At 60.1% G+C, this 25,494-nt stretch carries 22 protein-coding genes and 1 tRNA gene; 13 read left to right on the forward strand and 10 right to left on the reverse strand.

Annotated elements, in window-relative coordinates:
• Window positions 1-5 precede the first annotated feature (5 nt).
• A complete protein-coding gene (locus tag EK416_RS13245) occupies window positions 6-995 on the forward strand; it encodes a DUF1835 domain-containing protein (RefSeq protein WP_127078242.1) in 990 nt (329 codons plus the stop codon).
• 71 nt (window positions 996-1,066) lie between these two features.
• Here the strand turns inward: EK416_RS13245 and EK416_RS13250 are convergent, their stop codons facing one another.
• A complete protein-coding gene (locus EK416_RS13250) occupies window positions 1,067-1,786 on the reverse strand; it encodes a quinoprotein dehydrogenase-associated SoxYZ-like carrier (RefSeq protein WP_245434055.1) in 720 nt (239 codons plus the stop codon).
• 101 nt (window positions 1,787-1,887) lie between these two features.
• The gene (locus tag EK416_RS13255) at window positions 1,888-2,817 is read right to left on the reverse strand and encodes a quinoprotein relay system zinc metallohydrolase 2 (protein WP_425376118.1); all 930 of its coding nucleotides are present in this window, start codon (window positions 2,815-2,817) and stop codon (window positions 1,888-1,890) included.
• 686 nt (window positions 2,818-3,503) lie between these two features.
• On the opposite strand from EK416_RS13255, the gene EK416_RS13260 reads away from it, so the two are divergent.
• Window positions 3,504-4,712, forward strand: coding sequence for a glycosyltransferase (locus EK416_RS13260; RefSeq protein WP_127078246.1), 1,209 nt, complete (start codon window positions 3,504-3,506; stop codon window positions 4,710-4,712).
• Window positions 4,713-4,753: 41 nt separating this feature from the next.
• Here EK416_RS13260 and EK416_RS13265 read toward each other — a convergent pair whose 3' ends face one another.
• Entirely contained in the window at window positions 4,754-8,260 is a 3,507-nt protein-coding gene (locus tag EK416_RS13265; RefSeq protein WP_127078248.1) for a PAS domain-containing hybrid sensor histidine kinase/response regulator, read from the reverse strand.
• A 291-nt stretch (window positions 8,261-8,551) separates the two neighbouring features.
• Between EK416_RS13265 and mnmA the strand changes: the two genes are divergently transcribed.
• From mnmA to EK416_RS13285, 4 genes are all read left to right on the forward strand, one after another.
• Entirely contained in the window at window positions 8,552-9,739 is a 1,188-nt protein-coding gene (gene mnmA, locus EK416_RS13270; RefSeq protein WP_127078250.1) for a tRNA 2-thiouridine(34) synthase MnmA, read from the forward strand.
• Complete coding sequence (locus tag EK416_RS13275; RefSeq protein ID WP_127078252.1) at window positions 9,736-10,386, forward strand: class I SAM-dependent methyltransferase; 651 nt, start codon at window positions 9,736-9,738, stop codon at window positions 10,384-10,386. Before mnmA ends, EK416_RS13275 begins: the two co-directional genes overlap by 4 nt.
• 82 nt (window positions 10,387-10,468) lie before the next feature.
• A tRNA-Met gene (locus tag EK416_RS13280) sits at window positions 10,469-10,545 on the forward strand.
• 328 nt (window positions 10,546-10,873) lie between these two features.
• On the forward strand, window positions 10,874-12,670 hold the full coding sequence (locus EK416_RS13285; RefSeq protein WP_127078254.1) for an ABC transporter ATP-binding protein: 1,797 nt from the start codon (window positions 10,874-10,876) through the stop codon (window positions 12,668-12,670).
• Window positions 12,671-13,166: 496 nt separating this feature from the next.
• On the opposite strand, the gene EK416_RS13290 is transcribed toward EK416_RS13285, so the two are convergent.
• Together EK416_RS13290 and EK416_RS13295 are read right to left on the reverse strand one after the other, a co-directional pair.
• Window positions 13,167-13,460 carry a con-10 family general stress protein gene (locus tag EK416_RS13290; protein ID WP_013419904.1) on the reverse strand — a complete coding sequence of 98 codons (294 nt, stop codon included), beginning with the start codon at window positions 13,458-13,460 and terminating at the stop codon, window positions 13,167-13,169.
• Window positions 13,461-13,703: 243 nt separating this feature from the next.
• A complete protein-coding gene (locus tag EK416_RS13295) occupies window positions 13,704-14,888 on the reverse strand; it encodes a type III PLP-dependent enzyme domain-containing protein (protein WP_127078256.1) in 1,185 nt (394 codons plus the stop codon).
• A gap of 771 nt (window positions 14,889-15,659) precedes the next feature.
• Between EK416_RS13295 and EK416_RS13300 the strand changes: the two genes are divergently transcribed.
• The gene (locus EK416_RS13300; protein ID WP_127078258.1) at window positions 15,660-16,052 is read left to right on the forward strand and encodes a response regulator; all 393 of its coding nucleotides are present in this window, start codon (window positions 15,660-15,662) and stop codon (window positions 16,050-16,052) included.
• 7 nt (window positions 16,053-16,059) lie between these two features.
• Here EK416_RS13300 and EK416_RS13305 read toward each other — a convergent pair whose 3' ends face one another.
• Window positions 16,060-17,631, reverse strand: a complete 1,572-nt coding sequence (locus EK416_RS13305) for a cation:proton antiporter (protein ID WP_127078260.1) — start codon at window positions 17,629-17,631, stop codon at window positions 16,060-16,062.
• 121 nt (window positions 17,632-17,752) lie between these two features.
• Between EK416_RS13305 and EK416_RS13310 the strand changes: the two genes are divergently transcribed.
• Both EK416_RS13310 and EK416_RS13315 read left to right on the forward strand, forming a co-directional pair.
• The gene (locus tag EK416_RS13310) at window positions 17,753-18,208 is read left to right on the forward strand and encodes a DUF3429 domain-containing protein (protein ID WP_127078262.1); all 456 of its coding nucleotides are present in this window, start codon (window positions 17,753-17,755) and stop codon (window positions 18,206-18,208) included.
• 202 nt (window positions 18,209-18,410) lie between these two features.
• Window positions 18,411-18,761, forward strand: a complete 351-nt coding sequence (locus EK416_RS13315; RefSeq protein WP_245434056.1) for a BA14K family protein — start codon at window positions 18,411-18,413, stop codon at window positions 18,759-18,761.
• A 224-nt stretch (window positions 18,762-18,985) separates the two neighbouring features.
• Here EK416_RS13315 and rfbB read toward each other — a convergent pair whose 3' ends face one another.
• Window positions 18,986-20,044 (reverse strand): dTDP-glucose 4,6-dehydratase, encoded by a 1,059-nt coding sequence (rfbB, locus tag EK416_RS13320; protein WP_127078266.1) that lies wholly within the window; start codon window positions 20,042-20,044, stop codon window positions 18,986-18,988.
• A gap of 1 nt (window position 20,045) precedes the next feature.
• A complete protein-coding gene (gene rfbA / locus EK416_RS13325) occupies window positions 20,046-20,960 on the reverse strand; it encodes a glucose-1-phosphate thymidylyltransferase RfbA (protein WP_127078268.1) in 915 nt (304 codons plus the stop codon).
• Window positions 20,961-21,090: 130 nt separating this feature from the next.
• Here rfbA and rfbC point away from each other — a divergent pair, with 130 nt between their 5' ends.
• The 3 genes from rfbC to EK416_RS13340 are packed head-to-tail and all read left to right on the forward strand — an operon-like array spanning window position 21,091 to window position 23,391.
• Window positions 21,091-21,645: a dTDP-4-dehydrorhamnose 3,5-epimerase gene (rfbC, locus tag EK416_RS13330; protein WP_127079779.1), complete on the forward strand. Its 555-nt coding sequence runs from the start codon at window positions 21,091-21,093 to the stop codon at window positions 21,643-21,645.
• Window positions 21,646-21,650: 5 nt separating this feature from the next.
• On the forward strand, window positions 21,651-22,556 hold the full coding sequence (gene rfbD, locus EK416_RS13335) for a dTDP-4-dehydrorhamnose reductase (RefSeq protein WP_127078270.1): 906 nt from the start codon (window positions 21,651-21,653) through the stop codon (window positions 22,554-22,556).
• Window positions 22,534-23,391 (forward strand): glycosyltransferase family 2 protein, encoded by an 858-nt coding sequence (locus tag EK416_RS13340; protein WP_127078272.1) that lies wholly within the window; start codon window positions 22,534-22,536, stop codon window positions 23,389-23,391. The genes rfbD and EK416_RS13340 overlap by 23 nt, the downstream gene beginning before the upstream one ends.
• Before the next feature lie 141 nt (window positions 23,392-23,532).
• Here the strand turns inward: EK416_RS13340 and EK416_RS13345 are convergent, their stop codons facing one another.
• Together EK416_RS13345 and EK416_RS13350 are read right to left on the reverse strand one after the other, a co-directional pair.
• Window positions 23,533-23,736: a hypothetical protein gene (locus EK416_RS13345; RefSeq protein WP_127078214.1), complete on the reverse strand. Its 204-nt coding sequence runs from the start codon at window positions 23,734-23,736 to the stop codon at window positions 23,533-23,535.
• Window positions 23,737-23,791: 55 nt separating this feature from the next.
• Complete coding sequence (locus EK416_RS13350; RefSeq protein WP_127078274.1) at window positions 23,792-24,487, reverse strand: O-methyltransferase; 696 nt, start codon at window positions 24,485-24,487, stop codon at window positions 23,792-23,794.
• 136 nt (window positions 24,488-24,623) lie between these two features.
• Between EK416_RS13350 and EK416_RS13355 the strand changes: the two genes are divergently transcribed.
• Window positions 24,624-25,445, forward strand: a complete 822-nt coding sequence (locus tag EK416_RS13355) for an AraC family transcriptional regulator (protein ID WP_127078276.1) — start codon at window positions 24,624-24,626, stop codon at window positions 25,443-25,445.
• Window positions 25,446-25,494: the final 49 nt, after the last annotated feature.

Here is a 25,494-nt window from a genome sequence, read left to right on the forward strand (position 1 = left end):
TCCTTATGAGAGATCGGCTGATCATCACCAACGGCGACGAGGCGGTGGCGCGCATGCGAGAAGCCCGCGTCGAGGGGGAGATTCTGCCGTGGCGCGATATTCTGTATGAAGGGCCGGTCCCCGCGCTGCCGCTTGCCGAGCTTTCCGACGTTCGCGCGCGCTTTCTGGCAGAGCGCGGCTGGACCTCGGAAGAGGAGCTTCGCGCGGCGTTCCGCGCTCGCGACGACGTCTTGCGCAGGCATGCCGAATTTGGGGAAATCGTGCTCTGGTTCGAGCACGATCTCTACGACCAGCTGCAGCTCGTTCAGGTGCTCGATTTTCTCGCGGGCGAAGGCCGGCGCGAGGGCGTGTCGCTCATACAGTCCGGGCGCTATATCGGCACCGAGACGCAGCGTGGCCTGAAGCAGCACCTCCACCTCAAGGAACCGGCTACCGACGCGCATTTCGCGCTCGCGCGGCTCGCATGGAGCGCGTTCCGCTCCCAATCGCCGGGGGCCTGGGCGAACCTGCTGCGTCTCAGCACGCACGTACTGCCGTTCCTGCGCCTCGCGATCTTGCGACTCCTCGAAGAAATGCCCGATCGTCGCACCGGTCTCTCACGCACGGAAGCGACCATCCTCTCGCTGATCCACGACGGCGTCCGGCATCCGTCCGATATCTACGAGGCCTATCGCGAAAGCGAGGTGGCGCTGTTCATGGGCGACTGGAGCTTTTATTGCCTGCTGGATGCGCTGGGCGATACCTCCGCCCCGTTCATCGCCGGGTTTAACGGCCGCGCCTTCTCGCCGGGTCTGCCGGAAGACGCACGCGACGCCTATTTTTCCTCGCGGCTTTCGCTCACGCATCTGGGTGTTTCGGTGCTTTCCGGCCAAGCGGACGCCTTGCAGCATCGACGCATTGACCGCGCCATCGGCGGCGTTCGCATCACGTCGCTCGCGCCGTGGCGATGGGACGGGGACGCCCGGTGCCTCGTGCCGCCCGAGCGAAAAGTCTGACCGACACGCTCACGCAGGTCTCGACCTGGGCGTGTCCCCCCAAAAAAATCCGTTGCGCGCAGGCGGCTGGACTAAAAGCCGTTCCCTTCCACAGCCCATTCGCCCCTGAATGACGCTCCATTCGTATCCCGCGCCTCCGCTCGTATGCTCATCGCCCCGTTCGGGCGATAGGTAAAGCGGACGTTCGGGTCTTGGGAAATCGAGATTGCTCCCGACATCGACATCAGCAGATTCTCCCCCTGCCAGATCTTAAGTTCCTCGATGTAGTTCGCCGGGACGTAAGAGCGGGTGATCGGGTCCATCTCAAAGCCTGAGTTATTTGGATGGCGGATCATGATCTGCATTTCACGAGATGTCTTCTCGCCAAAGCGCTTCAATTTCATCGCGCCTGTGTCCGTCCGCACGCTGTCTTTGGGGGCCGGCGCGCCGCAGCCGCCCGAAGCGCGGATGAATTTTTTCACGACATACACCTTGCCGTCCGACAGTTCGGCGACGCCGTGGATGTAGGTGTAGGCATTGATGCGCACACGGGTCGAAAGAGCGTCGACGCCAGAGGAAGGGCCGAAGGTGAAGGCCCCGGCGAGTGGCGCAGGGTTCTCGTCGATGACCAGCCAGAATTTCCGGACGGACCGTGCATCGCCGACCGGAAGCGTCGTCTTGAGCGTGACTGGAACGATGGCGGCGTCATCGGCGCGGGCCGGCATCTCCAGCGCCAGAAGCCCTGCCCCGTCCTCAAGGGGCCTCTCGCCGAACAGGTTGTATCTGACTGCGTCCCAGGCCTCTTCGGACATCTCGGGTTCCGGGGCCTCGTCGGCGCGACCTGGCAGCGGAGACAAAGCGGCAAAAAAGACGGCCGCGAAGACGGCAACGACGTGACGAAGGAAAGCGCTCCTCATTCCCACTCCATTTCTGCATAAGCCGCAGTTGCATTGCGGGCATTGAATTCGCCGAAGAGACTCCAGCGATCCTGCTCCGAGCGCGCGGCGGTCGGAGCTTCGGAGATCGGCGCACCCTTGCGGATCAGACCGCGCACGTCGGCGGCCAACCGTTCCAGATAGCGGCGCTGATCGCCGAGGCCAGCGGGCCAGTTCTGCAGGACCGGACCGTGCCCCGGCACGACCTTTCGTGCTTTCATCTTTTCAAGGTCGTCGAGCGCGGCGAGCCAGCCTCGAAGATTACCGTCGAGCACGGGCAAGTGCTGCGCCATCACGAGATCGCCGGAAAACAGGGTTCCGCTCGACTGGTCGAAAACGGTCAGGTCGTTATCGGTATGAGCCGTCGGCCAGGCCTTCAGCGTGAGGACACGATTGCCGAGATCGAGCGTCGTCTCGTTGGACACGACAAGCGTCGGCGGCACAATGGCGACACGTTCCATGATTTCAGGCCCAAGAAGCTCGGTGAACTTTTGCAGATAGAAGGGGCCGCGCGCGGCAAGTGCTGCAGACAGTTTCCGATGGCCCACGAAAGTCGCGCCTCCCTCTGAAAAAGCGGCGTTCCCGAAGATGTGGTCCGGATGCATGTGGGTCGAAACGACATAACGAACAGGCTTCGACGTAACCGACCGTATGGCGGCAAGGAGGCTGCGGCCTTCGCGCATGCTCCCGCCCGTATCGATCACCGCGACGGCATCGTCACCGACGATGAAACCGACATTGGCGATCGCCCCCCGGTTCTCCGCCGTCATGAGCGAGACTGCACCGACGAAGACATGGACACCGGGCGCGATTTCCTCCATGGGCAGAGGTGGCGCCTCTCCGCCTTCCGCAAAGGTGCGCGCGAGCGTCACGATAAGCAGCGCGAAGCTTAAACATAAGCGACGCACCTTCTACAAACCGCCGTGAGCGACAGTCGCCTTATGGGTTGCAGAACCTGCGCGATAGCTTCCCGCCTCAGGCGCGGCTGCCGCGAGCGGCGCAACAAGAAGCGCAGCCGCAGTTTCACCATTCGAGCTTGACATAAGCGCGGTTTCCTTCCTTAAGGCCGCTATGCGCGGCTGTTTCCTCGATGGTCCGGCCTTTTGCTGCCGTTGTTTATGCTGATTGGAGGCAGACAATCCGACTGCCTCAGACTTCAAAATCTACCTTACCAGAACAGCCAAGTCAGCCCATGATCGCGGGGCCGTCGCCTCCGGCATTGGTCTAGGTGGTCCGTTTCCGACATTTGCATCCGTTTGCAGCACGCTTGCGAGCAAGTGTCGGAATCGAAAGGACCACTAGCAACATCATGATTCTAGTGGAGCTTTTGAATTCGACATTTGAGCGAGAGCTCGCATCAACCGGGACTCAAATGTCAAATTCGCTCCACCAGGTGATCGACTCTCCCTCGATCCGCGTCCGTCGTCCGATCCCGTTGCATGGCGCGCGAGTGGCGACCATGCGGCTGTCTGTTCCGCCGTCATGCCGCTCAAACCTTCGGAGACTTTGACGCAACGGCGCAATCATACTAAAATTCAACGCTTCAGCCGCATGGTGGGCGGCACAGGCTTTTTGACCCGGTGCATTGCTCGTGATGCGTTTCGCTTCAAAAAACATCCCTCCGACCGAATTCACCGCCATCGAACACGCGCATTATCCTTCGCAGCCCTACCTGCCGCTGCCGTCGCATCGAAAGCGCGTGGCGGTGACGGCGTCGTCGGCTGGCGCGCTCATCAATTTCTGCCATGGCCTGATCCTCGACATGGTCAATCGCGGGCACCGCGTCTTCGCGTTTGCGCCCGAACTGTCGAACGGCGATCTGCGCATCCTGTCGCATCTCGGCGCGGAGGCTTACTCCCTGCCGCCGCAACTCGCGCTCTGGGACAAGTACCGGCGCATGCGCGAGCTTTCAAACCTGTTCGGCGACGTCGCGCCGGACGTGCTTCTCGTTGAATCCGCCCGCAACGGCATGGTGAGTGTCGCGGCGGCGAAGATCGCGAAGATTCCGCATGTCGTAACGGTGGTGCCGAGTTTCGGCCCCGCCTTCATGGAAGGCGCGGCGGGCGCGTCGGCGTGGAGCCACCGGCAGGCAATGAAGACCGTCTTCCGCACCGTCTTCTCGTGGAGCGATGCGGTGGTGTTCCACAGCGCGCATGACATGAAATTCGCGGACGACACGAAGCTTCTGCCTCCATCGAAACCGGCGGTCGCGGTCGGCGGGTGGGGAGAGGATCTGCACCGCCATGTGCAGCGCGCGTTGCCGCCTCTCGATCGCGGCGCGCTGTTCCTCATGGCCGCGCCGCTCGACCAGCTTCAGGGCATTCTCGATTATTGCGAAGCGGCGAAAACCATGCGGCTCAAGGCGCGCCGCGCGCGATTTTTTCTCGCGTCGACGCCGGGTGAGGCCATTGCGCCGGTCGACACTGCAATCCTGAAGCAGTATCGCGAGTTCGTGCAGTATATCGGCCCGGTCGACGATGCGGGTTCGCTCATTTCAAAGTGCCATGTGGTGGTCGCACCGTCGTGGGGCAACGGCGCTCCGCGTCCGCTGTTTCAAGCGCTGGCACTCGGTCGACCGGTCATCACCACCGACACGCGAAGCTGCCGCGACTTCGTGCAGCAAGGGCTGAACGGCTACAAGGTGCCCGTGCGCGACCCCGATGCGCTCGTGCGCGCGATGAGCCAGATCTTGCAGCGGCCGGATCTCATGCCGCTGATGAGCGAGGAATCGCGCCGCCTCGCCCTGCGATTTTACGACATGAACGCGGTGAACGCGCTCGTGCTGGAGACGCTGAGCCTTTAGAAACCATGCGCGGCAGGCCGCCCGGAGCCGGTCGCACCCGCCTACTCCGCGGCGTGGCGCTGCATCACCATCGACGTCAGCAGCGCGCGCAACGCCGCCGGTTTGACCGGCTTCTGCAGGAAGGCGTAGCCCGCGTCGTTCACGAGGCGGCGCACTTCATAGGAACCGTCCGCCGTGACGATGATGCCGGGCAACTCCGTTTCGCAGGCGGCAGAGACGGTCTTGATCGCTGTGCAGCCATCGGTACTGTCGAGATGGTAATCCGACACGATGATATGCGGCACGATCATCGCCTTCTGCAACTGGCTGATGGCGTCCTCCGCGTCGACTGCCGTCATGACCTGACATTGCCAGCCCGAGAGCAGGGTGCTCATGCCATCGATGATGCTGCGTTCGTTGTCGATGCAAAGCACGATCGTGCCCCGCAGGTCGCCATAAGGGGCCGGTCGCGCGGGGAACGGGCGGGGCTGCTCCATCTCGATCCAGCGCGCGAGCGGTACGTTCACGGTGAAAGTCGAGCCATGTTCGAGCTTGGAGCGCAGGGCGAGTTCGTGACCAAGCACGCGGCACATGCGTTCCACGATGGAAAGTCCAAGGCCCAGGCCCGGCGCGTGGATGTGGTGATCGAGTCGCTGGAATTCCTTGAAGATGAGGTCCCGCTGATGCTCGGGTATGCCGGGGCCGCTGTCATGAACCTCGATGACGAGGTTGCGGCCATGCCGGCGGCAGCCGAGCACCGCGCGGCCTTTTTCGCGGTTATATTTCAGCGCGTTCGAGATCAGGTTTTGCAGGATGCGGCGCAAGAGCTTTCGATCCGAACGGATGAGCGCGCCGGAATCGAGGATCTTGAACGAGATGCCGCGCGCCTTGGCGATGGGCTCGAAGTCTATGCGGATCTGTTCGAGCAGATCCTTGATCGGGAAAACGGTGAAGTCGGGCTTCATCGCCCCCGAGTCGAGCCGCGAGATGTCGAGAAGCGCGTTCAGGATTTCTTCCACGCCGTCGAGCGAGGCGTCGATGTTTCGCGCGAGACGGCCGAGTTCGGCGGGCGGCGACCGCTCGATCAGGCTCGCGGCGTAGAGCCGCGCGGCGTTCAGCGGTTGGAGAACGTCATGGCTCGCCGCCGCGAGAAAGCGCGTCTTCGAGAGGTTCGCTTCGTCCGCCTTGGCCTTGGCAATGGCAAGTTCCTGCGTACGTGCCTCCACCCGCCTTTCGAGGGTCTCGTTCGCCCGCGCCAAAGCTTCGGCGGCCGCCTCGCGCTCGGTGATGTCGGTATATGTAATCACGATGCCGCCCTGCGGCATGGCATTGGTTCGCACCTGAAGCACGCGCCCTTCGATGGAGCGCTCGTGGAAGCTCTCCATGGTGAGCTGGTATTTCGCGATGCGATCGGTAACGAGTTCTTCAGCCGCCGTGGGGTTCTGATGCACGCGCTGGGCCATGTAGCGAAGAATTTCGTCGAGCGGCGCGCCGACGCGGCCGAATTGCTGCGGCAATTGCAGGATCTCGCGAAATTGCCTGTTCCAGCAGATGAGATGCATGTTCTTGTCGAACACGGCGATGCCCTGACGCACATGGTCGAGCGCCAATTGCAGCAGGTCGCGGTTGTACTGGACCGCCTCGGACGCTTCGTCGAGAAGGCGGAGGGCCGATTCGCGGCCGACATTGAGACGCCTCAGCATCAGGGACATCACAAGCCGGGAGGACGGCGCGCCGATGGCGCTTGCAAGCAGGTTTTCGGTGAAACGCAGCGCGTGAACGTCGCCCTGAGGATGGCCCGTCCTGGCGATGCCCCGGCTCTCCATGTAGTCGGTGAAGGCGCGTTGCGTGCGCTCCTCGCCGAGATAACGCGAAACCGTTCCGATGAGTTCATCGAACGAAACCGTCGTGCGCCATGGCTTGAAGGCTGGGCCATTGGCCGGTTGCGGGTTCGGGTCTTCGATGAAGACGTTCGTCTGAAGGCGCTCGATGGGTTCGAGCGGGCGCAGCAGCGATACGGAAACAAAAGCGAAGACGTTTACGGCGAGGCTCCAGACGACGCCATGCGTCAACTGGTCGAAGTTCATGTAGAACAGCATTTCGGGGCGCAGGAACGCGATGCCGAAAGGGCCGTCCTTGAGGAAGGCCGCGCCTTCTGGCGACGAGAGGATCAATTTGGGCAGAAGCAGCGTGTAGGCCCACACGGCAAAGCCCGCGAGAATGCCCGCGACCGCGCCGCGCGCCGTCGCCCTGCGCCATACCATGCCGAGAAAGAACGCGGGCGCGAATTGCGCGATCGCGGAGAAGGACAACAGCCCGATTTCCGCGAGCGACGCATTGCCGATGTGATCGTAGAGGAGATAGGCGAGCAGGATCACCGCCAGCATCGCCACCCGCCGGATGTCGAGCAGCACGCCGCTCATGTCGCGGCGGTTCTGCACGACGTTCGCGCGGCGCTTGAGGATCAGCGGCATCAGGAGGTCGTTGCAGACCATCACCGACAGCGCCACCGTCTCGACCACGACCATGGCCGTTGCCGCAGACAGCCCGCCGAGAAAGGCGATGAACGTGAAGAACTCGCTGCCGGCGTTCAGGGGCAACGCAAGCAGGTACATGTCGTGCGGAACGTTTTGTCCCTGAAAGATGAGCGTACCCGCCATCGCCACCGGCACGACAAACAGGTTGATCGCCACGAGATAGAGAGGGAACAACCAGGACGCGCGCTTCAACTCCTCCTCGGAAACATTCTCCACCACCGTCACATGAAATTGGCGCGGCAGGAGGAAGATGCAGACGAAGCTCAGCCATGTCACGGTGAGCAGCGTTCCGCCGTGAAGGCCCGTGCTGAAGATCTGCGCGATATGGGGATCGTCCATCGCCCTGGTGATGAGCGGACCGATACCGCCAAACATGCCGTAGACGATGAACAGGCCGACGGCGAGGAATGCCGCGAGCTTGACGACCGATTCCACCGCCACGGCCAGCATCAGGCCGCGCTGATGTTCGGTTGCATCGCTGTCTCGTGCGCCGAACAGGATCGTGAAAGCGGCGAGTACGAGCGCGATCACGAAATCCGTATTCGGCGAGGGGGCGGATGGCAGCCCGGCCCCTGTCGTCGAAGAGTTCGCGAGAAGCACCGCGATGGCTTGCGAGATCGCCTTCAGTTGCAGCGCGATGTAGGGAAGCATTCCCACCACCGCGACAATGGTGACGACAGCGGCCACAGCCGGATTCTTGCCGTATCGCGCGGCGATGAAATCGGCGATCGAGGTTATGTTCTGCGATTTCGAAAGAACGATGAGCCTGCGCAGCAGCGGCATGGCCGCCGTGAAGGCGATGATCGGCCCGAGATAGACCGCGATGAAGTCGAACCCCTTCTCGGCGGCGGAGCCGATGCTGCCGAAGAACGTCCACGACGTGCAGTAGACGGCCAGTGCCAGCGCGTAAACGTAAGGACGCCCGAACAGGGTGCGATTCTTCTTGCCGGCGCGGTCGCCGTACCAGGCAATGGCGAAAAGCGCTCCGATATAAAAGAAGGAACACCCGATAATGACCCAGCCGTCGATCATTGTTCTCTCATGTTCAAGCTGGATGAAAGCTGATGCGGGTCAGCCATGCGGACCTGGAATGTCAATGTAGAACCCGCATCGACGTTAAGCAACAGCGCTGCGTCTCGCCCGGCTTCCGCTGAGCATATATTGCGCCAACGCCCCCGAAGACAGCGCTTTCGCATGCGCATTCCGGCAATGCCCGCCAAAATGTCGCGCCAATCTCTCGCGACGTGTCTCCGTCGCGGCATTTGGCTGTGCGTCGCCTCTACCTTATATGTCTCGATGTAACGAAACCGAAAAGCCTCCGACATGCCGACATCCATCGCCGACGCTCCCGCACCGCTCGCGGGACGCGGCCCGGACCTTTCTCCCGCCGCGCTCGGGTTCACGGGATCACCGTCGAGCCATCGCATTGTCGTGGCCATGTCGGGCGGCGTCGACTCGTCCCTGACGGCCGCGCTCGTCAAGCGCGCGGGCTACGATACGGTCGGCGTGACGCTGCAGCTTTACGACCACGGCGAGGCGACAGCGCGGAAGGGCGCGTGTTGCGCGGGCCAGGATATCATGGACGCGCGAGGCGTGGCGGACCGGCTCGGCATCCCCCATTACGTGCTCGACTACGAGGACCGTTTCCGCCAGTCCGTGATCGACGAGTTCGCCGACAGTTATCTGGCGGGAGAAACCCCCGTTCCATGCGTGCGCTGCAACCAGACGGTCAAGTTTCGCGATCTTCTGGCAACGGCGCGCGAGCTTGGCGCCTCGGCGCTCGTCACCGGACATTATGTGCGGAGCGTCCCCGGAGCGTGCGGCATCGAGATGCATCAGGCGGTGGACCCGGACCGCGACCAGAGCTACTTTCTCTTCGCCACAACCCAGGCGCAGCTCGACTTCCTTCGATTCCCGCTCGGTGGAATGACGAAGACCGAGACGCGAGAGATGGCCGCAGCCCTTCATTTGCCTGTTGCATCGAAGCCCGATAGTCAGGATATCTGCTTCGTGCCCTCCGGCGACTACGCGTCGATCATTCGGAAGCTCAGGCCGGAAAGCGGCGAGCCGGGCGACATCGTCCATGCGGACGGACGTGTGCTGGGCCAGCACCCTGGCATCATCAATTTCACTGTGGGCCAACGCAAGGGCCTCGGCATCGCAACGGGAGAACCGCTGTTCGTGATTCGGATTGAGCCATCGGCAAGACGTGTGATCGTGGGGCCGCGCGAGATGCTGCGGACCGCGCGTCTTTCCTTGCGCGACGTAAACTGGATCGGGGGCGGTTCGTTCGATGAGGCCGTGGCCGGCGGGCGCTCGCTGTTCGTGAAGGTTCGATCCACGCAGCCGCCGCGCGAGGCCCGCCTTTTCGCGGATAGTGGCGACGTTTGGGTTGAGCTGCCGGGGGGCGAATTTGGCGTCGCGGCCGGTCAGGCTTGTGTCTTTTATGACCGCGCGGGCGGCGCGGCCCGCGTGCTGGGCGGCGGATTTATCGAAAGGGTTGCGGCGTGAGCACGGAAACGAAGACGGTCAATCAGCCGTCGCTTGACGATAATGCGGTGCGGGAAGCCTATCGCTGGTGGGCGCCGATCTACGATTACAGTTTCGGCGTGATCGCGGGTCCGGGGCGCAGGCTCGCGGTGGACAAGCTGAACGAGGAAAACGGCCGGATCCTCGAAGTTGGCGTTGGAACGGGGCTTTCGCTGCCACGCTACCGCGCCGACCTCGACGTGACAGGCATCGACCTGTCGCCGGAAATGCTGTCGAAGGCCGCACAGCGCGTGAACCGGCTCGGCCTTCGCCGCAAGACGCTTCTCGTGATGGATGCGAGCCGCTTGTCCTTCGCCGACGAGAGTTTCGACGCCGCCGCCGTGATGTATGTGATGACCGTGGTGCCGGAACCCGCCGCCGTGATGGCTGAACTGCGGCGCGTGCTGAAGCCGGGCGGAACCGCGATCGTCGTCAACCATTTCAGCCGCGAGAAAGGTGCGCGTGCCGGAGTGGAGAAGTGGCTCGCGAAATATTCGCGCAGTCTCGGCTGGCACCCCATATTCCCGATGCAGAACGTGACCGATGCGCCGGGTTTCGAGCTCATCGACGCCACCGATGCCGCCCCGCTCGGGATCTTCACGCTGCTCAGGCTGAAGAAAGTCGGATAAGGCCGTTCGGAATATTGACGGCGGGGGCGTGCCTCCTTATACAGGGCTGATGCAGCGCAGCGATGCGTTGGCATTGTCGTTTGGCGGAGTAGCTCAGCTGGTTAGAGCAGCGGAATCATAATCCGCGTGTCGGGGGTTCGAGTCCCTCCTCCGCTACCAACATTCCCCTTGAAAAAGAGGCCGATCGCTGGAAGCGTGCACGATTGCGCGCCGACCTCGATCTCGACCCGACTCGCAGGATTCCATCGGCATATATGGCCGAATGAAACAACCCGCACCGGCAATTTAAACCATCGATAGTACTGGACGGTGAGAGACCCCTGGCCCAGGCGGCGGCACCGGGGACCGGTACGCGCATGGCATTTGGGTGTTGAGCGTGCGGGCGACGAGCGAAAAAATAGTCGAATACCTTGACGGGGCCATCATTAGATTTTATTGGCCTAAATGCCGAATTTCGACCTGGAAGGGCAAGGGCAGAGCTAAAATTATGACCACTTTTCGTTCGAAGTTTATTTCTCTATTCAAGGTATTCGGAGATGACGATTTCCGGGTGTTCGTTTCTATTTTTAAATCATACTTCCCCTTATATAAATATAAATATGCCATCATCTTTGTCTTGATAGGAATTTCTTCCTATGCCACTGCCATGGCCGCGTGGCTTGTGCGCGATGTCGTTAACGATTTTTTTGTAAATAAACAGGGCCAGTATCTGGTTCCCCTCTTTCTCGCGATCGTCGCGCTCTTCATTGCGAAAGGGGCTTCGTCATACTGGCAAGCCGTGCTTTCAGCGCGCATCGCGAATGATATGGTCGCACGCACGCAAGAGCGAATATTGTCTCATATCATGGCTCAGCGTGTGCGCTTCTTCGAGCGCTATTCGTCGGACGACCTCACGATGCGAACCAATATGGGCGCATCGTCATTTGGCACCATCCTCAACCAGGTTGTTTTGAACGGCGCGCGCGATGGAGCAACCGTTCTGGCACTCCTTGTTGTCATGGTTGCTCAAGATCTTACGCTGACCTTGATCTGCCTGCTCGCCGTGCCGGCCGTTTTTTTTGCGATCACACGTTTGCTGAAGCGTATCAAGGCACTGATGCAGCAGGAGATGCTCTCGGTCGCCGAGCTGAACAAGCACGTGCGGGAAGTCGTGCAAGGGGTGAAGGTCATAAAGTCATACAATCTGGAGCCGATCATCAAGTCCGAGGTCGGCACGGTTATTGAGAGTATCAAGGACAGATCGAATAAGGTATCCGCGCTTCAGACTGCCCCCGTGCCCATCATCGATACAATCGGCGGCGTCGGCATCGGCCTCACAATTCTTTACGCGGGGTATCGCTCCGTTTATGGCGTCTACGATCCGGGGACGTTTCTCTCGTTCGTAACGGCGCTCCTTCTCGCGCTCGATCCGGCACGACGGCTCAGCCAACTTCGGGTTTCTCTGAAGACGTCGCTTGTTGGCGTCGGGATGGTGCATGACCTGCTGGCCGACAACGAGCCGGACCAGACAGATGTCGCCGGCATCCAAAAGGCACCGCCTACGAAATCCGAGGTGGGGATGTCGATCGAGATGAAAGATGTTCGGTTCGCTTACAATTCGGGTGGTGACGTCCTTCGGAACCTGTCGCTTGATGTGAAGCCCGGTGAAATGATCGCCCTCGTGGGCCCTTCGGGCGCAGGAAAATCCACGGTGTTTTCACTACTCTTGCGCTTCCACCCTCATCAATCGGGCGAAATCCGCATCGGCGGCAGCCCGATAGAAACAATTCCAGTCCCAGAGCTTCGAGACCTTATCGCGTATGTCGGGCAATCGAACTTCATCTTCAGCGGGACGATTCGAGAGAACTTGACACTGAGACGAGCTGGCGTTTCCCAGGAAAAAATCGATGAAGCCTGCAAGACGGTGGGGCTAAGCGATTTCATCGCAGGTCTGCCGAATGGGTACGAGACATTCGTGGGTGAACTCGGCTCCCTTATATCAGGCGGGCAGGCGCAACGTCTCAACATCGCGCGCGCCATTATCAAGGACGCCCCCATACTTCTGTTCGATGAAGTGACGTCTGCGCTGGACGCCGACAATGAAGAACTCGTTCGCGGATACATGCATTCACAAGCGGGGAAGAAAACCATCCTTGTGATTGCGCATAGAATTTCCACGGTGCGGCAGGCCGACAAGATCGCGCTGGTCGAAGGCGGGATGGTAAAGGCGTTCGGCAGCCATCAGGATCTGATGCGCGGCAGCGAATATTATCAGCGCGCCGCTGGCTTGCAGCTGCTGTCCTGATCGATTGGGGCAGTGAGGTTTCATCGCCCCTTTCGTTCGCCGAGCCACCCTCATTGTTTTCAGGAAAGATCCAAATTGGGCTTCGCGGGGCGCCGTCGAAGGCGCTACGCCCTGCCTCTTCGACCAGCACGAACCGGTCAAGAATTCGCGCCGAGTGGAAATTCCCCAAGCCGATTCATGATGGCCGAACTCCGCCCTGGCAGGCTGCTGAAAAAGCGGTGACAGCGGAACCCGGATTCTCTGCTGAAGCCTTTCGATGGGAGTTTGCTGTAGCCGCGGGGCGCCTTCCGCATCTTCTTTTGTCGAAAGCGCGCTGGCTCATGGCCTTCGATGACGAAGCGATCAATCGATCCTGACGAGGCTCATCGATGAAGGTCTGGCTTTGACCGAAGCGAGCGCGCCCTTCAGGCGGGCCTGCAGCACCGTGCCGAACTGAAAGAAAACCCCGCCAACTGACGGGGTTTCTTATGAGACGGATCGTCTTGGTGCGTAAGCGTCAGACTTGCGAGCGGCTTTCACGGGACTTCCCCCCGTGGCTCGCCTGTCCGCCCTTACGGCCTGCCTGCGCGGCGAGATCGCGGTTTCGCGAGAAACTGCGGTTTTCGTCCGACACGTTCTGACCGCCCTTGCGACCGGCTTCGGCGGCAAGCGAGCGGTTCTGGCTGAAGCTTCTCTTTTCGTTCGGGACGCTTTGCCCGCCCTTCGAAGCGATGGCGCGTTGCTTTTCGGCGTCCATGGAGGCGAAACCTCTGTTCGAGGTCGAACCTTTCTTGGGAGTTTGGGAGGCCATTCAAGCTCCTATCATACCGTTTGCATAGTCTCAGACTGAGACTTTACGCTGCTAACAGCCCGCTTCCGCCATGGTTCCGCTGATCCCGCGAAGAATTTGCGCCAGCGCGACAGATTTTCTTCACGTTTTTGTCAAGACAAGCTTCAGGTCGCAGAACGCGAAAGGCCGCCGGACGGGAAAAAGTCCGGCGGCCTGGAGGGTCAAGCTCTCGCTTTACTTGGAAGTCAGGTTGCAGGCAAAAAGCTAAAGCGCTGCCGATATCGAAGTTGCTTCCACATCTTCGCCATACATCGACAACATCGGCTCATCGGCAAGAACCACCTCGTCATAATAGCCGCAGCCGTTGAAGTGGCTCGCCATCACGCGACCATACGCACCGATATTGCCGATTTCGATGAAGTCGCCCTCATCGATGTTTTCGGGCAGCAGGAACGGCCCCTCAAGATAGTCGGCGCTATCGCAGGTCGGGCCGTAAAGGTCGAACTCCCGCTTGCGACCGCTCATCTCGTGGCCGTTTGCGTCGAAGGCACGGGTCGGAAATACCCACTTGCAATGCGCCGCGTCGTAAAGGGTGCCGAACGCGCCGTCATTGATGAAGAGCGTATTGCCCCGACGGCTGTCCACCCGCACGATCACGGATTCGGACTCGGCGACAAGGGCGCGGCCCGGTTCGCACCAGAGTTCGCAGTTATATGTGACGAGCATCTGGTCGAACGCGTCGCGGATCTCGTCCATATAGGCATCGAGCGCGGGCGGCTCGCGACCCGGATAGACCGAGGGAAAGCCGCCGCCGACATCCACGATGTCGACGAGCGTCGCCGCGCGCGCGATCTGCTTCGACACGGTGCGAAGCACCTGGCCGTAGCCTTCGGGGCACATCATCTGCGACCCGGCGTGGAACGATACGCCGAGCGCTTCCGCATTCTGGCGGGTGCGCCGGATGAGATCCGGTGCATCGCTCCACTGCGCGCCGAACTTGCCCTCAAGCGAAATCTCGCTGTAGGTCGAAGGACAGGCTACACGCACGACGAGCGTCAGATCCTTCGCGTTGCCGGTGACGGCAAGGATCTTTTCGAGTTCGGCTTCGGAATCGAGCGAGAAGGTTCTCACGCCGAAGTCGAAATACGCTTCGGAGATGAACTTTCGCGATTTGATCGGATGCATGATGTGCATCTTCGCGCCCGGTAGATTCGCAATGGTGCGAAGCTCCGTTGCGGAAGCGACATCGAAATGCCGGATCCCCGCGCCGAAGAGCGAATTAAGGGCCTTTGGCGAATCGTTCGCCTTGACCGCATAAAGCGTCTCTCCCGGAAAATTGTCCAGAAACCAGCGCGCAGCACGAGCTGCCGCATGCGGACGGAATCCGAGTACGGGGCGATCTACTTGAAGCTTGCGGAGAACCTCCGCCGGCGTCGGGTAAATGTCCATCGCATGGGACCTCCCATTTAAGAGTTAATCCGATGCTGCTGACGAACGCTTCACCGCGCGATGCGGAGTTTGCCAGACAGGCTATTTCTGCACGTTCAGCATACGGGAGACGGAACAAGTCCCGACCCAAGTCGCAGCCTTTATGAGCAGAAGTCACCTCCCCGGCGCCCTGATATGGCGCAATCGTTTCGCAATCGAGCTGCTTTAAGTGGCTATAACGGCCCCGAGGTCAAGCCCTTTTTTCGCAAGGGGAGAAAAAACCGACGGCGTGATGTGTTCCGAACGCGGAGCATTGGAAAAAGTCGTTAATAATCAGAGGCATTCATGCGGGCGACACGATGCGTTGCGGGAGGCCGCCCTCGCCGTGGACCCCGCAAAATGCGGCTCGAATCTCACAGCAGACGACCGCTTGCGGGCTCGCCAAGACCACGCTTCGAACCGCTTCGGCCTCAAGGGGATCGGGGGGCCTTTGCACTGTCCGTCCGCAACGCGATTGCGGACGTATACGATTGTTTGAGAGCATGCGTTCAAAAGAGCGGGACTGAAGGCGCCGCACTAGGAAACGGTTCATCACAACATACGGTTTCACTGCGAGTGGTGGCATACCATGGTACAACCCCAACTCCATTTCGCTTGCTGAATCCAACAATTCTCCGAAAGGACCGCGGAAAAAGTCGGCACATCGGGAAACCTACTCGCAGGTCTCATTTGGAATTTTTGCAAGTGACCCCAAATTGGTTGGATATTTCTCGCTTTGGATATGCGGACAGAATGAGTTCCGATTCTGAAATGCCCTTGCAGGGAGCAAAAATACTCGTGGCCGAGGACGACGCGATCCTCGCATTCGATATCAGCATCATGCTTCAGAAGGCGGGGGCGGTGATCCTGGGGCCGGCCGTCACGCTGAAGCACACGATGACCATTGCCTCCGATACGCCGATGTCCGCAGCGCTGCTCGACGTAAGCCTGCGCGGCGAGGAGGTCTTCCCGGCGGCGCGTGTTCTCACGGAGCGTGGCGTTGGCGTGGTTTTCTATACCGGTTACGCCGAGGTGGACAAGCTCAGGCGAGAGTGGCCCCGGGCCGAGGTACTGACAAAGCCGGCACCCCCTCGTCGCCTCGTGAACGCGGTGGCCCGAGCCTGGGGCGAAAACGCCGTCGTCTGAAAAGGGATCAACTCCTGAAGACCGAGCGCGAGGTGTAAAGCTCGGTTCGGTCCAGCACCTCCTCGACCCGGAAATACGCCTCGGTGCCGATCTGACCGTTCGTCAGCAGTTTCGCCAGCGCCTGCCGCGAGGCGGTGACCGTCCGCTGGTGCAGAAGATCGTGTTCGCTGGCCTCCATCGTCGGCAATCCGGATGCGAGAAGCGCGCCTGTGTCGTTCCACCGGGCCAAGGCTGCGTTATACTCGATCCGCAGCGCATCGGCGTAGGCGGACGTCTCTCCCTCAAGCGCCTGAAGCCCCGCTTCCAGCGCCTTCCGTCTCGCAAATGCAGTTTCCGCATCGACCTGATTGTCGTTCGGCAGCCTCAGGATGCGGACAAGCGGCGCAAGGGTCAGCCCCTGAGCGAGCAGCGTTCCAAGCACAACGACGAAAGCCACGAATTGTATGAGTTCGCGCTCCGGGAACCCCGCTGGCAAGGCAAGGGCCGCCGCGAGCGTCAGCACGCCGCGCATGCCGCTCCATCCGACAACCAGGCTGCCGCGCAGAGATGGCCTCAGGAACATCCGGTTCGCCCTGCTGGGAAACGCGCGATAGGTCGAACGCAGTGCCGTGTTGAAAGTCAGCACCCAGGCGAGGCGGACAAGGATCACCGTCGCGAGGACGATGAGCGCGACCACGAGGTAATGCGACCGTTCTGCCGGCGTGAGCGGCGAAAGAAGCGGTCCGAGTTGAAAGCCGAGAAGCGTGAACCCAAGAACGTTCGTGAAGAAGATCGCGGTACGCCAGACCCACCGCGATTGGACGCGAATGACCGTATCCGTGCCAGGCACAGCAAAACGCATCAGTCCGATCCCAAAGGCGACGATGGTCAAGACCGGCGACAAATCCAGTTTCTCCGCCAGCATCCAAACGCCAAGCACCGCGCAGAACTGAAGCACGATGCTGGACGCTGGATCGCGGACGAAGGCCACAAGCCGCACACAAAGCCACACGCAGGCAAGCCCGGCAACAACGCTGGCGAAGATGCTGAGCACGTAAGCGAAGGCGACGGGGGCGATGTCGTCGCTCCCCTGGGTCGCGACCCTCACGGCAATCGAAAAAATCAACAGAGCGCTGGCATCGTTGAAAAGGCTCTCTCCTTCGAGGATTTGCAGGATGCGGTGCGGAATTCTCACCTGCCGCAGCACGGCGGTCGCCGCCACGGCATCCGGCGGCGAAACGATCGCTCCGAGTGCGATTGCCGCCGCCCAGGGCACCTGAGGTTCGAGGGAGTGAAAGACCATCGCTACGGCGGCGGTCGTGACCGCCACGGCGGCGACCACCAGCGTCACGATCGGAAGACGGTTATCCTTGAGATCGCGGGGCGAAACCTCGCAGGCGGCGATGAAAAGAGCGGGGGCGACAAACACGAGAAGCGCGAACTGCGAATCCAGTTCGAAGCGGGGTATGTTCGGAAGCAGCCCGACCGCCGCCCCGCCGAGCGCGAGCAGCGCCGGATAGGGCATCGACAACTTGGCGGCGACACGGGTGAGGAAGACGGCCCCGACCAGCAGGGCAACGAGAAAAGCGAAAAGGTCCACTTCAAAATCCGATGCTTACGCGCCGCTTTTGCGAAGCTCTGCAGCGGCGCAAGTTTCAAGCATGGCGTCTGCGGTAAATTAATGGCGCGTATAATAATTTCCCCGCGCGGAGGAAATCGCAATGCCGGTGCCGTCGAACGTGAAAGCCTCTCAAGCCATGCCTTTTCCGGCGCGCGCTATCGGGCTTGCCTGCCTTCTTCCTTTCACCATGGGCGCCCTCGCCGTGTGTCTGGCGCCCGAAATCAGGGCTGAAGCCGCTTCCGCGCTGATCGTTTACGGCGCCATCGTGCTGTCGTTTCTCGGCGGTGTCCGTTGGGGGTTCGCTGTGGTCGACGAAAGCCAGGCGAGCTGGAGCGCCTACGGGCTGGCAGCCATTCCGTCCCTGATGGCGTGGATTGGCGCGGTAAGCGGCGGCCCCGACGGTCTCGGCATTCTCGCGCTGGCGCTCACGGTCTGGTTTTTCGTCGAAAGGGCCGCCCCACCCGCGTTGCCGCTGCCTGCCTGGTATGGGCGGGTGCGGGGCGTGCTCACCACCATCGCAACGCTGTCGCTCGGCGTGGCCGCTTTTTCATGGTAAATAAACGGTAATATGCTCAACCCTTGGCCGAGCTGCGGAACCATCATATCTTGCGATGTGTTGGGCAGTTTAGTATTCAGAGAGGGTTAACATGTCCCAAATTATTAAAGTATCCTGCGCAGCGGCGGCGCTTGGTGCTGCTATGACCTTGGCGTCGTATTCTGCTAGTTCGGCTCCGCTTGTGTCCGGTCTGGAGAGCGCAATGTCTTCGGGCGCGATGACCGTACAATATCCCGGCGGTCCGAAACACCACAAACCCGGTTTCAAACCAGGCCCGAAGCCCGGCCCCGGATACGGTCCCGGCCCACGCGGTCGTCACTGGGGGAACCGTCATCGCGGTCCCAGCGGTGCAGCCGTCGGACTTGGCATTGCTGGCGCGATCATCGGCGGTGCCATCATCGCCAACGAGGCCAACCGCGCTTATGCCGCTCCACCGCCCGGCGCCTATGATGACGGCTACGGTCGTTGTGCAGCCACGTTCCGGTCCTTCAACCCGAACACCGGCACCTATATCGATCTGAACGGCTACGAACGGCCGTGCCCCTATCTCTAAACTTATGCGTGACAGGTTCCTGCGATCGGCCTTTCGGGGCTGATCGCAGAAAATCGCGACCCCGCGACGGGGCCGCAAATTCCGATGCGGGCTTCGATGGCGACCTCTTCAGGCGGCGCGTGGGGAAAGTGCCGCGATTTGTTCGGCGTTCGCAGGTCTAGGTCGGGACTGGTAGGAAACGCGGTCGCGACGATGATCGCACCGGCCAGCTGTGGCCTACAATGTCAGCTCGTTCCAATCCGATCCGCCTTGTAGCCGCCATCGAGAACGGCCTGCCACCAGACGCGATTGTCGATATACCAGCGGACGGTCTCTTCAAGCCCGGTATCGAGTGTCTTTTGCGCGCGCCAGCCGAGGTCGCGTTCGATCTTCGAAGCGTCGATGGCATAGCGGCGGTCGTGACCGGGCCGATCGGTGACAAAGCTTATGAGATCCCTGCGGGCACCTCGTTCAAGGGGCAAGATGCCGTCCAACTGGCCGCAGATCGCTTCAACCACCTGGAGGTTTGTGCGTTCGTTCTTCCCGCCGATATTATAAGTTTCCCCGATCTCGCCTTTTTCCAATACGAGAAGGAGCGCTCTTGCGTGATCTTCGACGTATAGCCAATCTCGGATATTCTGCCCGTCGCCATAAACTGGCAACTGCTCCGCACTTAGGGCCTTGATGATCATATGGGGGATGAGTTTTTCGGGAAACTGATAGGGTCCGTAATTATTGGAGCAGTTTGTGACAAGCGTCGGCAAACCGAAAGTGTGATGCCAGGCGCGCACGAGATGATCCGAGGCCGCTTTGCTGGCTGAATAGGGCGAGTTGGGCTGATATGGACTCTCTTCGATGAACGCACCCGCCGGGCCGAGCGAGCCGAACACTTCGTCGGTCGAAACATGCAGGAAGCGGAATTGAGCGCTCTGTTCAACAGGGAGCGTCCGCCAATAGCGAAGCGCTTCCTGAAGCAGTGTGAAGGTTCCGACCACGTTTGTTTTAATGAATTCCTGTGGAGCGTCGATCGAGCGATCCACGTGGCTTTCCGCTGCAAGATGCATCACCGAGTCGGGCCGGAACTCCTCGAAGACATTTCGGATCGTCGACGCATCGGCGATATCCGCCCTGACGAATCGATACCTGGGGTTGCCGTCGGCCTGAGGGATTGAAGAAAGGTTGGCCGCATAGGTCAGTTTGTCGACGTTGAGGACTTCGTGATCTGTCTCCGACAGGAGCAGCCGGATCAGGGCCGATCCGATGAAGCCATACCCCCCAGTAACAACAATGCGTTTCGCTGCCATGTCACGCCACCTGTGTCAGTAATGCGGGGTTCTCAGGAAAGAGCTCCGGGGCCATTTGCGGCAGCGAGAGCAGGTATTGGCCGTAGCTGCTTTTTTCACACCGTCGCACCGCCGCAAAAAACGTCTCCGGCGAGATGAAGCCCATGCGCAGCGCGATCTCCTCCGGACAGCTGATCTTCAGACCCTGCCGGTTTTCGATCACCTGCACGAACTGGCTCGCTTCAAGGAGAGATCCGTGCGTGCCTGTGTCGAGCCAGGCGAATCCGCGTCCCATGATCTCGACGCGCAGCTCGCCATCGCGCATATAGGCGGCATTGACATCGGTGATTTCCAGTTCGCCGCGAGGAGATGGGCGCAAGGATTTGGCGATCTCGACAACGCGGCCGTCATAGAAATACAGACCTGTAACCGCGAGGCTTGATTTCGGACGCTTGGGCTTCTCTTCGATTGATACGGCTCGCCCTCCCCCGTCAATCTCTATGACGCCGTAGCGTTCCGGATCCTTGACCCGGTAGCCGAAAACCGTCGCGCCTTTCTCGCGCGAAGCGGCTTTTGACAGCAGCTCCGGCAGCCCATGCCCGTGAAAGATATTGTCTCCTAGGACAAGGCAGACCGCATCATCGCCAATAAAGCGCTCGCCGATCAAGAAGGCTTGGGCAAGGCCTTCAGGGTGCGGCTGCTCCGCGTATGAGATGTTGAGACCCAATTGCGAACCGTCTTCCAGCAGGTTTCGGAAGGACGGCAGATCCCTCGGCGTGGAAATAAGCAGAATGTCCCTGATACCCGCCAGCATGAGCGTGCTGAGCGGGTAATAGATCATAGGCTTATCATAGACTGGCAGAAGTTGCTTCGACACCGATATCGTGCTCGGAAATAGCCTCGTGCCAGACCCACCAGCTAAAATGATACCCTTCATAACCTTATCCAAATCCCAAAAAACTACATAATAACCCATATCCCAGTCGATCTGGTGTTGCAACGCCTGGGGGCTGGAGTTATTTCATAAAATCTGTTGATAGATTTTTGCGGCTTTGGGGGAGGAACGCGTGCGCGTTTGGGAGGAAAATCTGCCGGAAGTCAAGGTCGTCGAACCCGCCGTGTTCCCGGACCCGCGCGGCTATTTTTTTGAGAGTTTCAATGCCGACAGATATCGAGACGCCGGGATCACCCGAAGCTTCGTGCAGGACAACGTGTCTGTATCCCGCAAGGATGTAATCCGGGGGCTCCATTTGCAGAATCCCGTGCAGCAGGGAAAACTTGTGACGGTTCTGCGCGGTGCCATAAATGACGTCGCGGTCGACGTGCGCGTCGGCAGTCCATCATTCGGGCGCCATGTGTCGGTGCGTCTCGATGATCGCAATCACAGGCAGCTGTGGATTCCGCGTGGCTTTGCCCATGGCTTTGTGGCGCTAACGGACGAAACCATCGTTCTCTATAAGTGCGACGCGCCTTATGATCGAGCGAGCGAAGTCGGCATTCGCTGGAATGACCCCGAGATAAACATCGATTGGGGAGTCGTCGAGCCGATCGTTTCGGAGAAGGACGCAGCGGCGCCACTGCTTCGAGACCTGATCGAGAAGCTTCCGCGATTTGAGGGCTGATACTGATGCGCATCCTCATCACGGGCGCTGGCGGTCAGGTCGGAGTTGCGCTTGCTCGGGAACTCGCGGGCTTTGCGGATCTGGTCCTCGCCACCAGAAGCGATCTCGATCTCTCCTATCCGCAAGGAATCGGTGCTTTTCTCAGGAGCGCGAAGCCCGACCTTATAATCAACGCAGCGGCTTATACTGCCGTTGACCGGGCGGAGACGGAGCAGGACCAAGCTTGGACCGTCAACGCGACTGCTGTCGGTGCGATGGGGCGCTGGGCCGCCGAACAGAACGTGCCTCTCATTCACTTTTCGACGGACTATGTCTTCGACGGCGACGCATCAGAGCCTTATTCCGAAACCGACCCGGTCTGTCCGCTTTCTGTCTATGGAAAGTCGAAGGCGGAGGGCGAAAGGCTCCTTCTTTCCTCCGAAGCGCCTTGTTTGATCATAAGAACAGCGTGGGTGTACTCGGACCATGGAAAGAACTTCCTGAAGACAATGGCTCGGCTCGCTACCGAGAGAACCGAACTGGCCGTGGTAAGCGATCAACTCGGCACGCCTACCTCATCGGTGCAGATCTCGAACTTCGTCGGGCATATTGTGAGGCAGGGTCAGCCCGCTCTGCCTGAGCTTTTCGCGAGAGCATCGCGACTTGTTCATTTTACCGCGTCCGGATGGACATCCTGGCACGGGTTTGCTTCTGCAATCGTTGACGGACTGAAGCGCCGCAGCGTTCCCCTGAAGGCTTCGAAGATCCGTGCAATTCCGAGCGTCGAGTATCCGACCCCGGCCCCTCGACCGAAATACTCACGTTTGTCAGCCGAGCGACTGAAACAGGTCTTCAATTACCATCCCGAGCCTTGGGAACAGGCTCTGAACCACGTTCTGGATACATCATATGGAAAAGCCGCAGGTCAGTGACCATTCGATATCCATCGGCTTCGCAATAGTGACATACAATAGTGAGGGCGTCTTGCGTGAGTGCCTGGCAAGCATACCGTCCGAGTATCCGGTTGTGATTGTCGACAACGCAAGTCGCGATCGTTCCGTAGAAATAGCCAGAAATTTCGGCCACCAGGTTATTGCTAATGCCGAAAATTTGGGGTTCGGCACCGCTTGCAATCAGGCGGCAAAAATACTGGGAACATCGTATATATATTTTCTGAATCCGGATGCGGCTATTACGAAAAATTCCATGCTCGAGATCGAAAAGGCGATCATGGCACATCCCGACGCGGCTGCCTTTGGTCCCGCAGTCCGAACTCGCGGCCTAAGCAAGTCGTTCCGAAACAAATCCTATATTTTGGATCAAAACAGAAAATACATCGATGATGAGTGCGTGCCAAAGGTCGACACGGAAGTTGATTTCATCGATGGTGCAGCATTGGTTTGCAATAGAAAAATATTTAATGATATCGGCGGCTTTGATGAAGCGATTTTCCTCTACTACGAAGATGACGATCTCTGCTATCGCCTGAGAAAGCATGGAAAGCGCCTCATTTATGTTCCGGCCTCTATCGTTCTGCATCGCAAAAAGGCGTCATCTGGGAATGACTTCAATTTGCATTATTTTAGAGCGCTACATGAGACAAGGTCAAAAAAAATACTATCGCAAAAGTATAATTTGATATTTGATGTGCGGAAAGAAAAAAGGCGCGCTATAATCAGGTTCTTTAGATCGCTTGTTACTCTGAGATTCAAGAAAGCGTCGCGTTATCTCGGCGCAATCCGCTCCCTATACGCGGCCGGTAATTAGAGTCTTTCTGACTTTAATCGAACGGCCAGGGATTCCCATCCTGCGCGAACAGTGATTCAGGTTCCATGAGCGGTTGTGAGTATCAAAAGAGCGAGAATGTGGACTGAAACGGATGTCGCGAAAAAGGGGCGGCGCGTCGGATTAGCCATGAGCGGCCTCCCGCACGTCGGAGGCGGCGATCCAGAATGCGCAGCAAAGATCGGTTTCGCAGAAAAGGGTGCTGATCCTCAGCGTCTCAAGCCACATCAGAACGGCGAGAAGCGTCAGAAAACCGATGAACAGGGCCGGACCAAGCGAACGGTCCGGACGTGTGCGATAAAGCCATGCCTTGAAACGATTGATCATGTCGGCCCCTCCTGAAGACGTCCGCTGAGACGGCCAGTTGCTCTGCTGGCCGGCGTCACCCAACCCGCACGGTGAACTCATTGCCGCGGCCTTCGTCGATATCGAGCGAGCGGGAGAAATAACCATTGGCGGGAGTGCGGACGTAATCGAGATAGTCCTGCGCAAAGGCGTTTTCCCCGAGGATCACAGCGCCGGGCGTCAACCGTGGCTCGATCAGTTTGAGCACCGGCAGGTACAGCGAAAACGCGCCGTCGATCGATAGAACATCAACCTCGCCGCCGACGTCCTTCAGCGTGTCGAGCGCATCGCCCTCGCGGATCTCCACCAGGTCGGCCAGCCCGGCCGCTTCGAGGTGAGCCCGCGCCCGCGTTACTTTCGTGGGTTCAAGCTCGGTGCCGATCAGCTTTCCGCCGCCATTGTCGCGAAGCGCAGCCGCAAGGTAGATGGTCGAGACTCCCATCGACGTACCGAACTCGACGATCCGGGTCGCCCTGCGGGCGCGCACGATCGCGTAAAGAAAGCGGCCATAGGCCGGAGAAATCGCCAGGAAATGATCGGCGTGACCGCGATATGTCGTTCGATAGTTCAACCGTTCCTCGTCGACAAACCTGGCGGCCGCATCCTGCAGCGTTTCACCGGACGCCTCGAGCTGCGCCATCAGCTTGGTCATCATGTCACGATCCGCCGCGTCGGCTTCTGCGTGGAGTTTGTCGAGCGTCTCCGCGACGCGCTTGCTGCTCAGCAATGTCATGAAACTCCCTTTCGGTGATGCCGAGACCGTTTCGGCCTCGACTTTCCGTGAGAGTAAAGGGAGGTCGCATTGACGTCATTACGAAGCTCAGACAAATTATTATCCATTTACGCCAAACGGTATGGTAGCTCGAACGATGCCCATTCTCACAGACAGCTCCGTTGCGTCCGACTGGATCGAGCCCGACGAGGTCGCGCGCCCGGTCGTCACCTATGGCATGGCGTCGAACAAGATCGGTACCATCGAGCTCGACCTGCACCGTCATGCCAAGGGGCAGATCATGCTGGTGCAGCGCGGCGCGCTCAGCTGCCGGGTCGAGGGCGGACTGTGGATCGTCCCGCCGCGCAGCGCCGTCTGGATACCGGGCGGCGCGCTGCACGCCATCAAGGCGACGGGCACGCTCGAAGGTTATAGTGCGTTCGTCGCGGCCGGCTTCGACGCCGGCCTGCCGCAACGCTGCTGCACCGTCTCGGTGACGCCTCTGCTGCGCGAATTGCTGTTTCGCGCCGCCCGCCTGCCGTTGCTGTACGACCAGGACGGAGCGAATTCGCGTCTGATCGCGGTGTTGCTCGACGAGATCGCAGCCGCCGAAATCGAGGATCTGCATTTGCCGATGCCGGTCGATCCGCGGCTGCGCGCTTTGGCGGACCTCATGATGGCAGCGCCCTCCGAACGTTGTTCGCTGGAGGAGTGGGCAGAGCGCGCCGGCCTGAGCGAGCGGACGCTTGGGCGGCTGATCAGCCGCGAGACGGGGATGAGCTTCGGGCGCTGGCGCCAGCAGCTCGGCGTCATGCTCGCGGTGCAGTGGCTGGCCGATGGCGCCTCGATCCAGCAGGTTGCCGCCGATCTGGGTTATGAAAGCGTGCCGAGTTTCGTCACCATGTTCCGCAAGACGCTCGGCACGTCTCCGGGCAGATACATGGCGGAGCGTCATGCCGGACGAAACGCGGGTTCTTAGTCGACGCCCTTTGGACAGCAGCATCCGACGCCCCCGTGCCCGCGCGGAC

Source organism: Rhodomicrobium lacus (assembly GCF_003992725.1).
In the GTDB taxonomy this organism is placed as follows: Bacteria; Pseudomonadota; Alphaproteobacteria; order Rhizobiales; family Rhodomicrobiaceae; genus Rhodomicrobium; species Rhodomicrobium lacus.

What these genes read in the sequence shown, in the direction of transcription:
- EK416_RS13245 (WP_127078242.1), top strand. Translation starts at nt 6, where the DNA reads ATGAGAGATCGGCTGATCATCACCAACGGCGACGAGGCGGTGGCGCGC.
- EK416_RS13250 (WP_245434055.1), bottom strand. Translation starts at nt 1,786, where the DNA reads ATGTCCGAAGAGGCCTGGGACGCAGTCAGATACAACCTGTTCGGCGAG.
- EK416_RS13260 (WP_127078246.1), top strand. Translation starts at nt 3,504, where the DNA reads ATGCGTTTCGCTTCAAAAAACATCCCTCCGACCGAATTCACCGCCATC.
- EK416_RS13265 (WP_127078248.1), bottom strand. Translation starts at nt 8,260, where the DNA reads ATGATCGACGGCTGGGTCATTATCGGGTGTTCCTTCTTTTATATCGGA.
- mnmA (WP_127078250.1), top strand. Translation starts at nt 8,552, where the DNA reads ATGCCGACATCCATCGCCGACGCTCCCGCACCGCTCGCGGGACGCGGC.
- EK416_RS13285 (WP_127078254.1), top strand. Translation starts at nt 10,874, where the DNA reads ATGACCACTTTTCGTTCGAAGTTTATTTCTCTATTCAAGGTATTCGGA.
- EK416_RS13290 (WP_013419904.1), bottom strand. Translation starts at nt 13,460, where the DNA reads ATGGCCTCCCAAACTCCCAAGAAAGGTTCGACCTCGAACAGAGGTTTC.
- EK416_RS13295 (WP_127078256.1), bottom strand. Translation starts at nt 14,888, where the DNA reads ATGGACATTTACCCGACGCCGGCGGAGGTTCTCCGCAAGCTTCAAGTA.
- EK416_RS13300 (WP_127078258.1), top strand. Translation starts at nt 15,660, where the DNA reads ATGAGTTCCGATTCTGAAATGCCCTTGCAGGGAGCAAAAATACTCGTG.
- EK416_RS13310 (WP_127078262.1), top strand. Translation starts at nt 17,753, where the DNA reads ATGCCGGTGCCGTCGAACGTGAAAGCCTCTCAAGCCATGCCTTTTCCG.
- EK416_RS13315 (WP_245434056.1), top strand. Translation starts at nt 18,411, where the DNA reads ATGTCTTCGGGCGCGATGACCGTACAATATCCCGGCGGTCCGAAACAC.
- rfbB (WP_127078266.1), bottom strand. Translation starts at nt 20,044, where the DNA reads ATGGCAGCGAAACGCATTGTTGTTACTGGGGGGTATGGCTTCATCGGA.
- rfbA (WP_127078268.1), bottom strand. Translation starts at nt 20,960, where the DNA reads ATGAAGGGTATCATTTTAGCTGGTGGGTCTGGCACGAGGCTATTTCCG.
- rfbD (WP_127078270.1), top strand. Translation starts at nt 21,651, where the DNA reads ATGCGCATCCTCATCACGGGCGCTGGCGGTCAGGTCGGAGTTGCGCTT.
- EK416_RS13340 (WP_127078272.1), top strand. Translation starts at nt 22,534, where the DNA reads ATGGAAAAGCCGCAGGTCAGTGACCATTCGATATCCATCGGCTTCGCA.
- EK416_RS13345 (WP_127078214.1), bottom strand. Translation starts at nt 23,736, where the DNA reads ATGATCAATCGTTTCAAGGCATGGCTTTATCGCACACGTCCGGACCGT.
- EK416_RS13350 (WP_127078274.1), bottom strand. Translation starts at nt 24,487, where the DNA reads ATGACATTGCTGAGCAGCAAGCGCGTCGCGGAGACGCTCGACAAACTC.
- EK416_RS13355 (WP_127078276.1), top strand. Translation starts at nt 24,624, where the DNA reads ATGCCCATTCTCACAGACAGCTCCGTTGCGTCCGACTGGATCGAGCCC.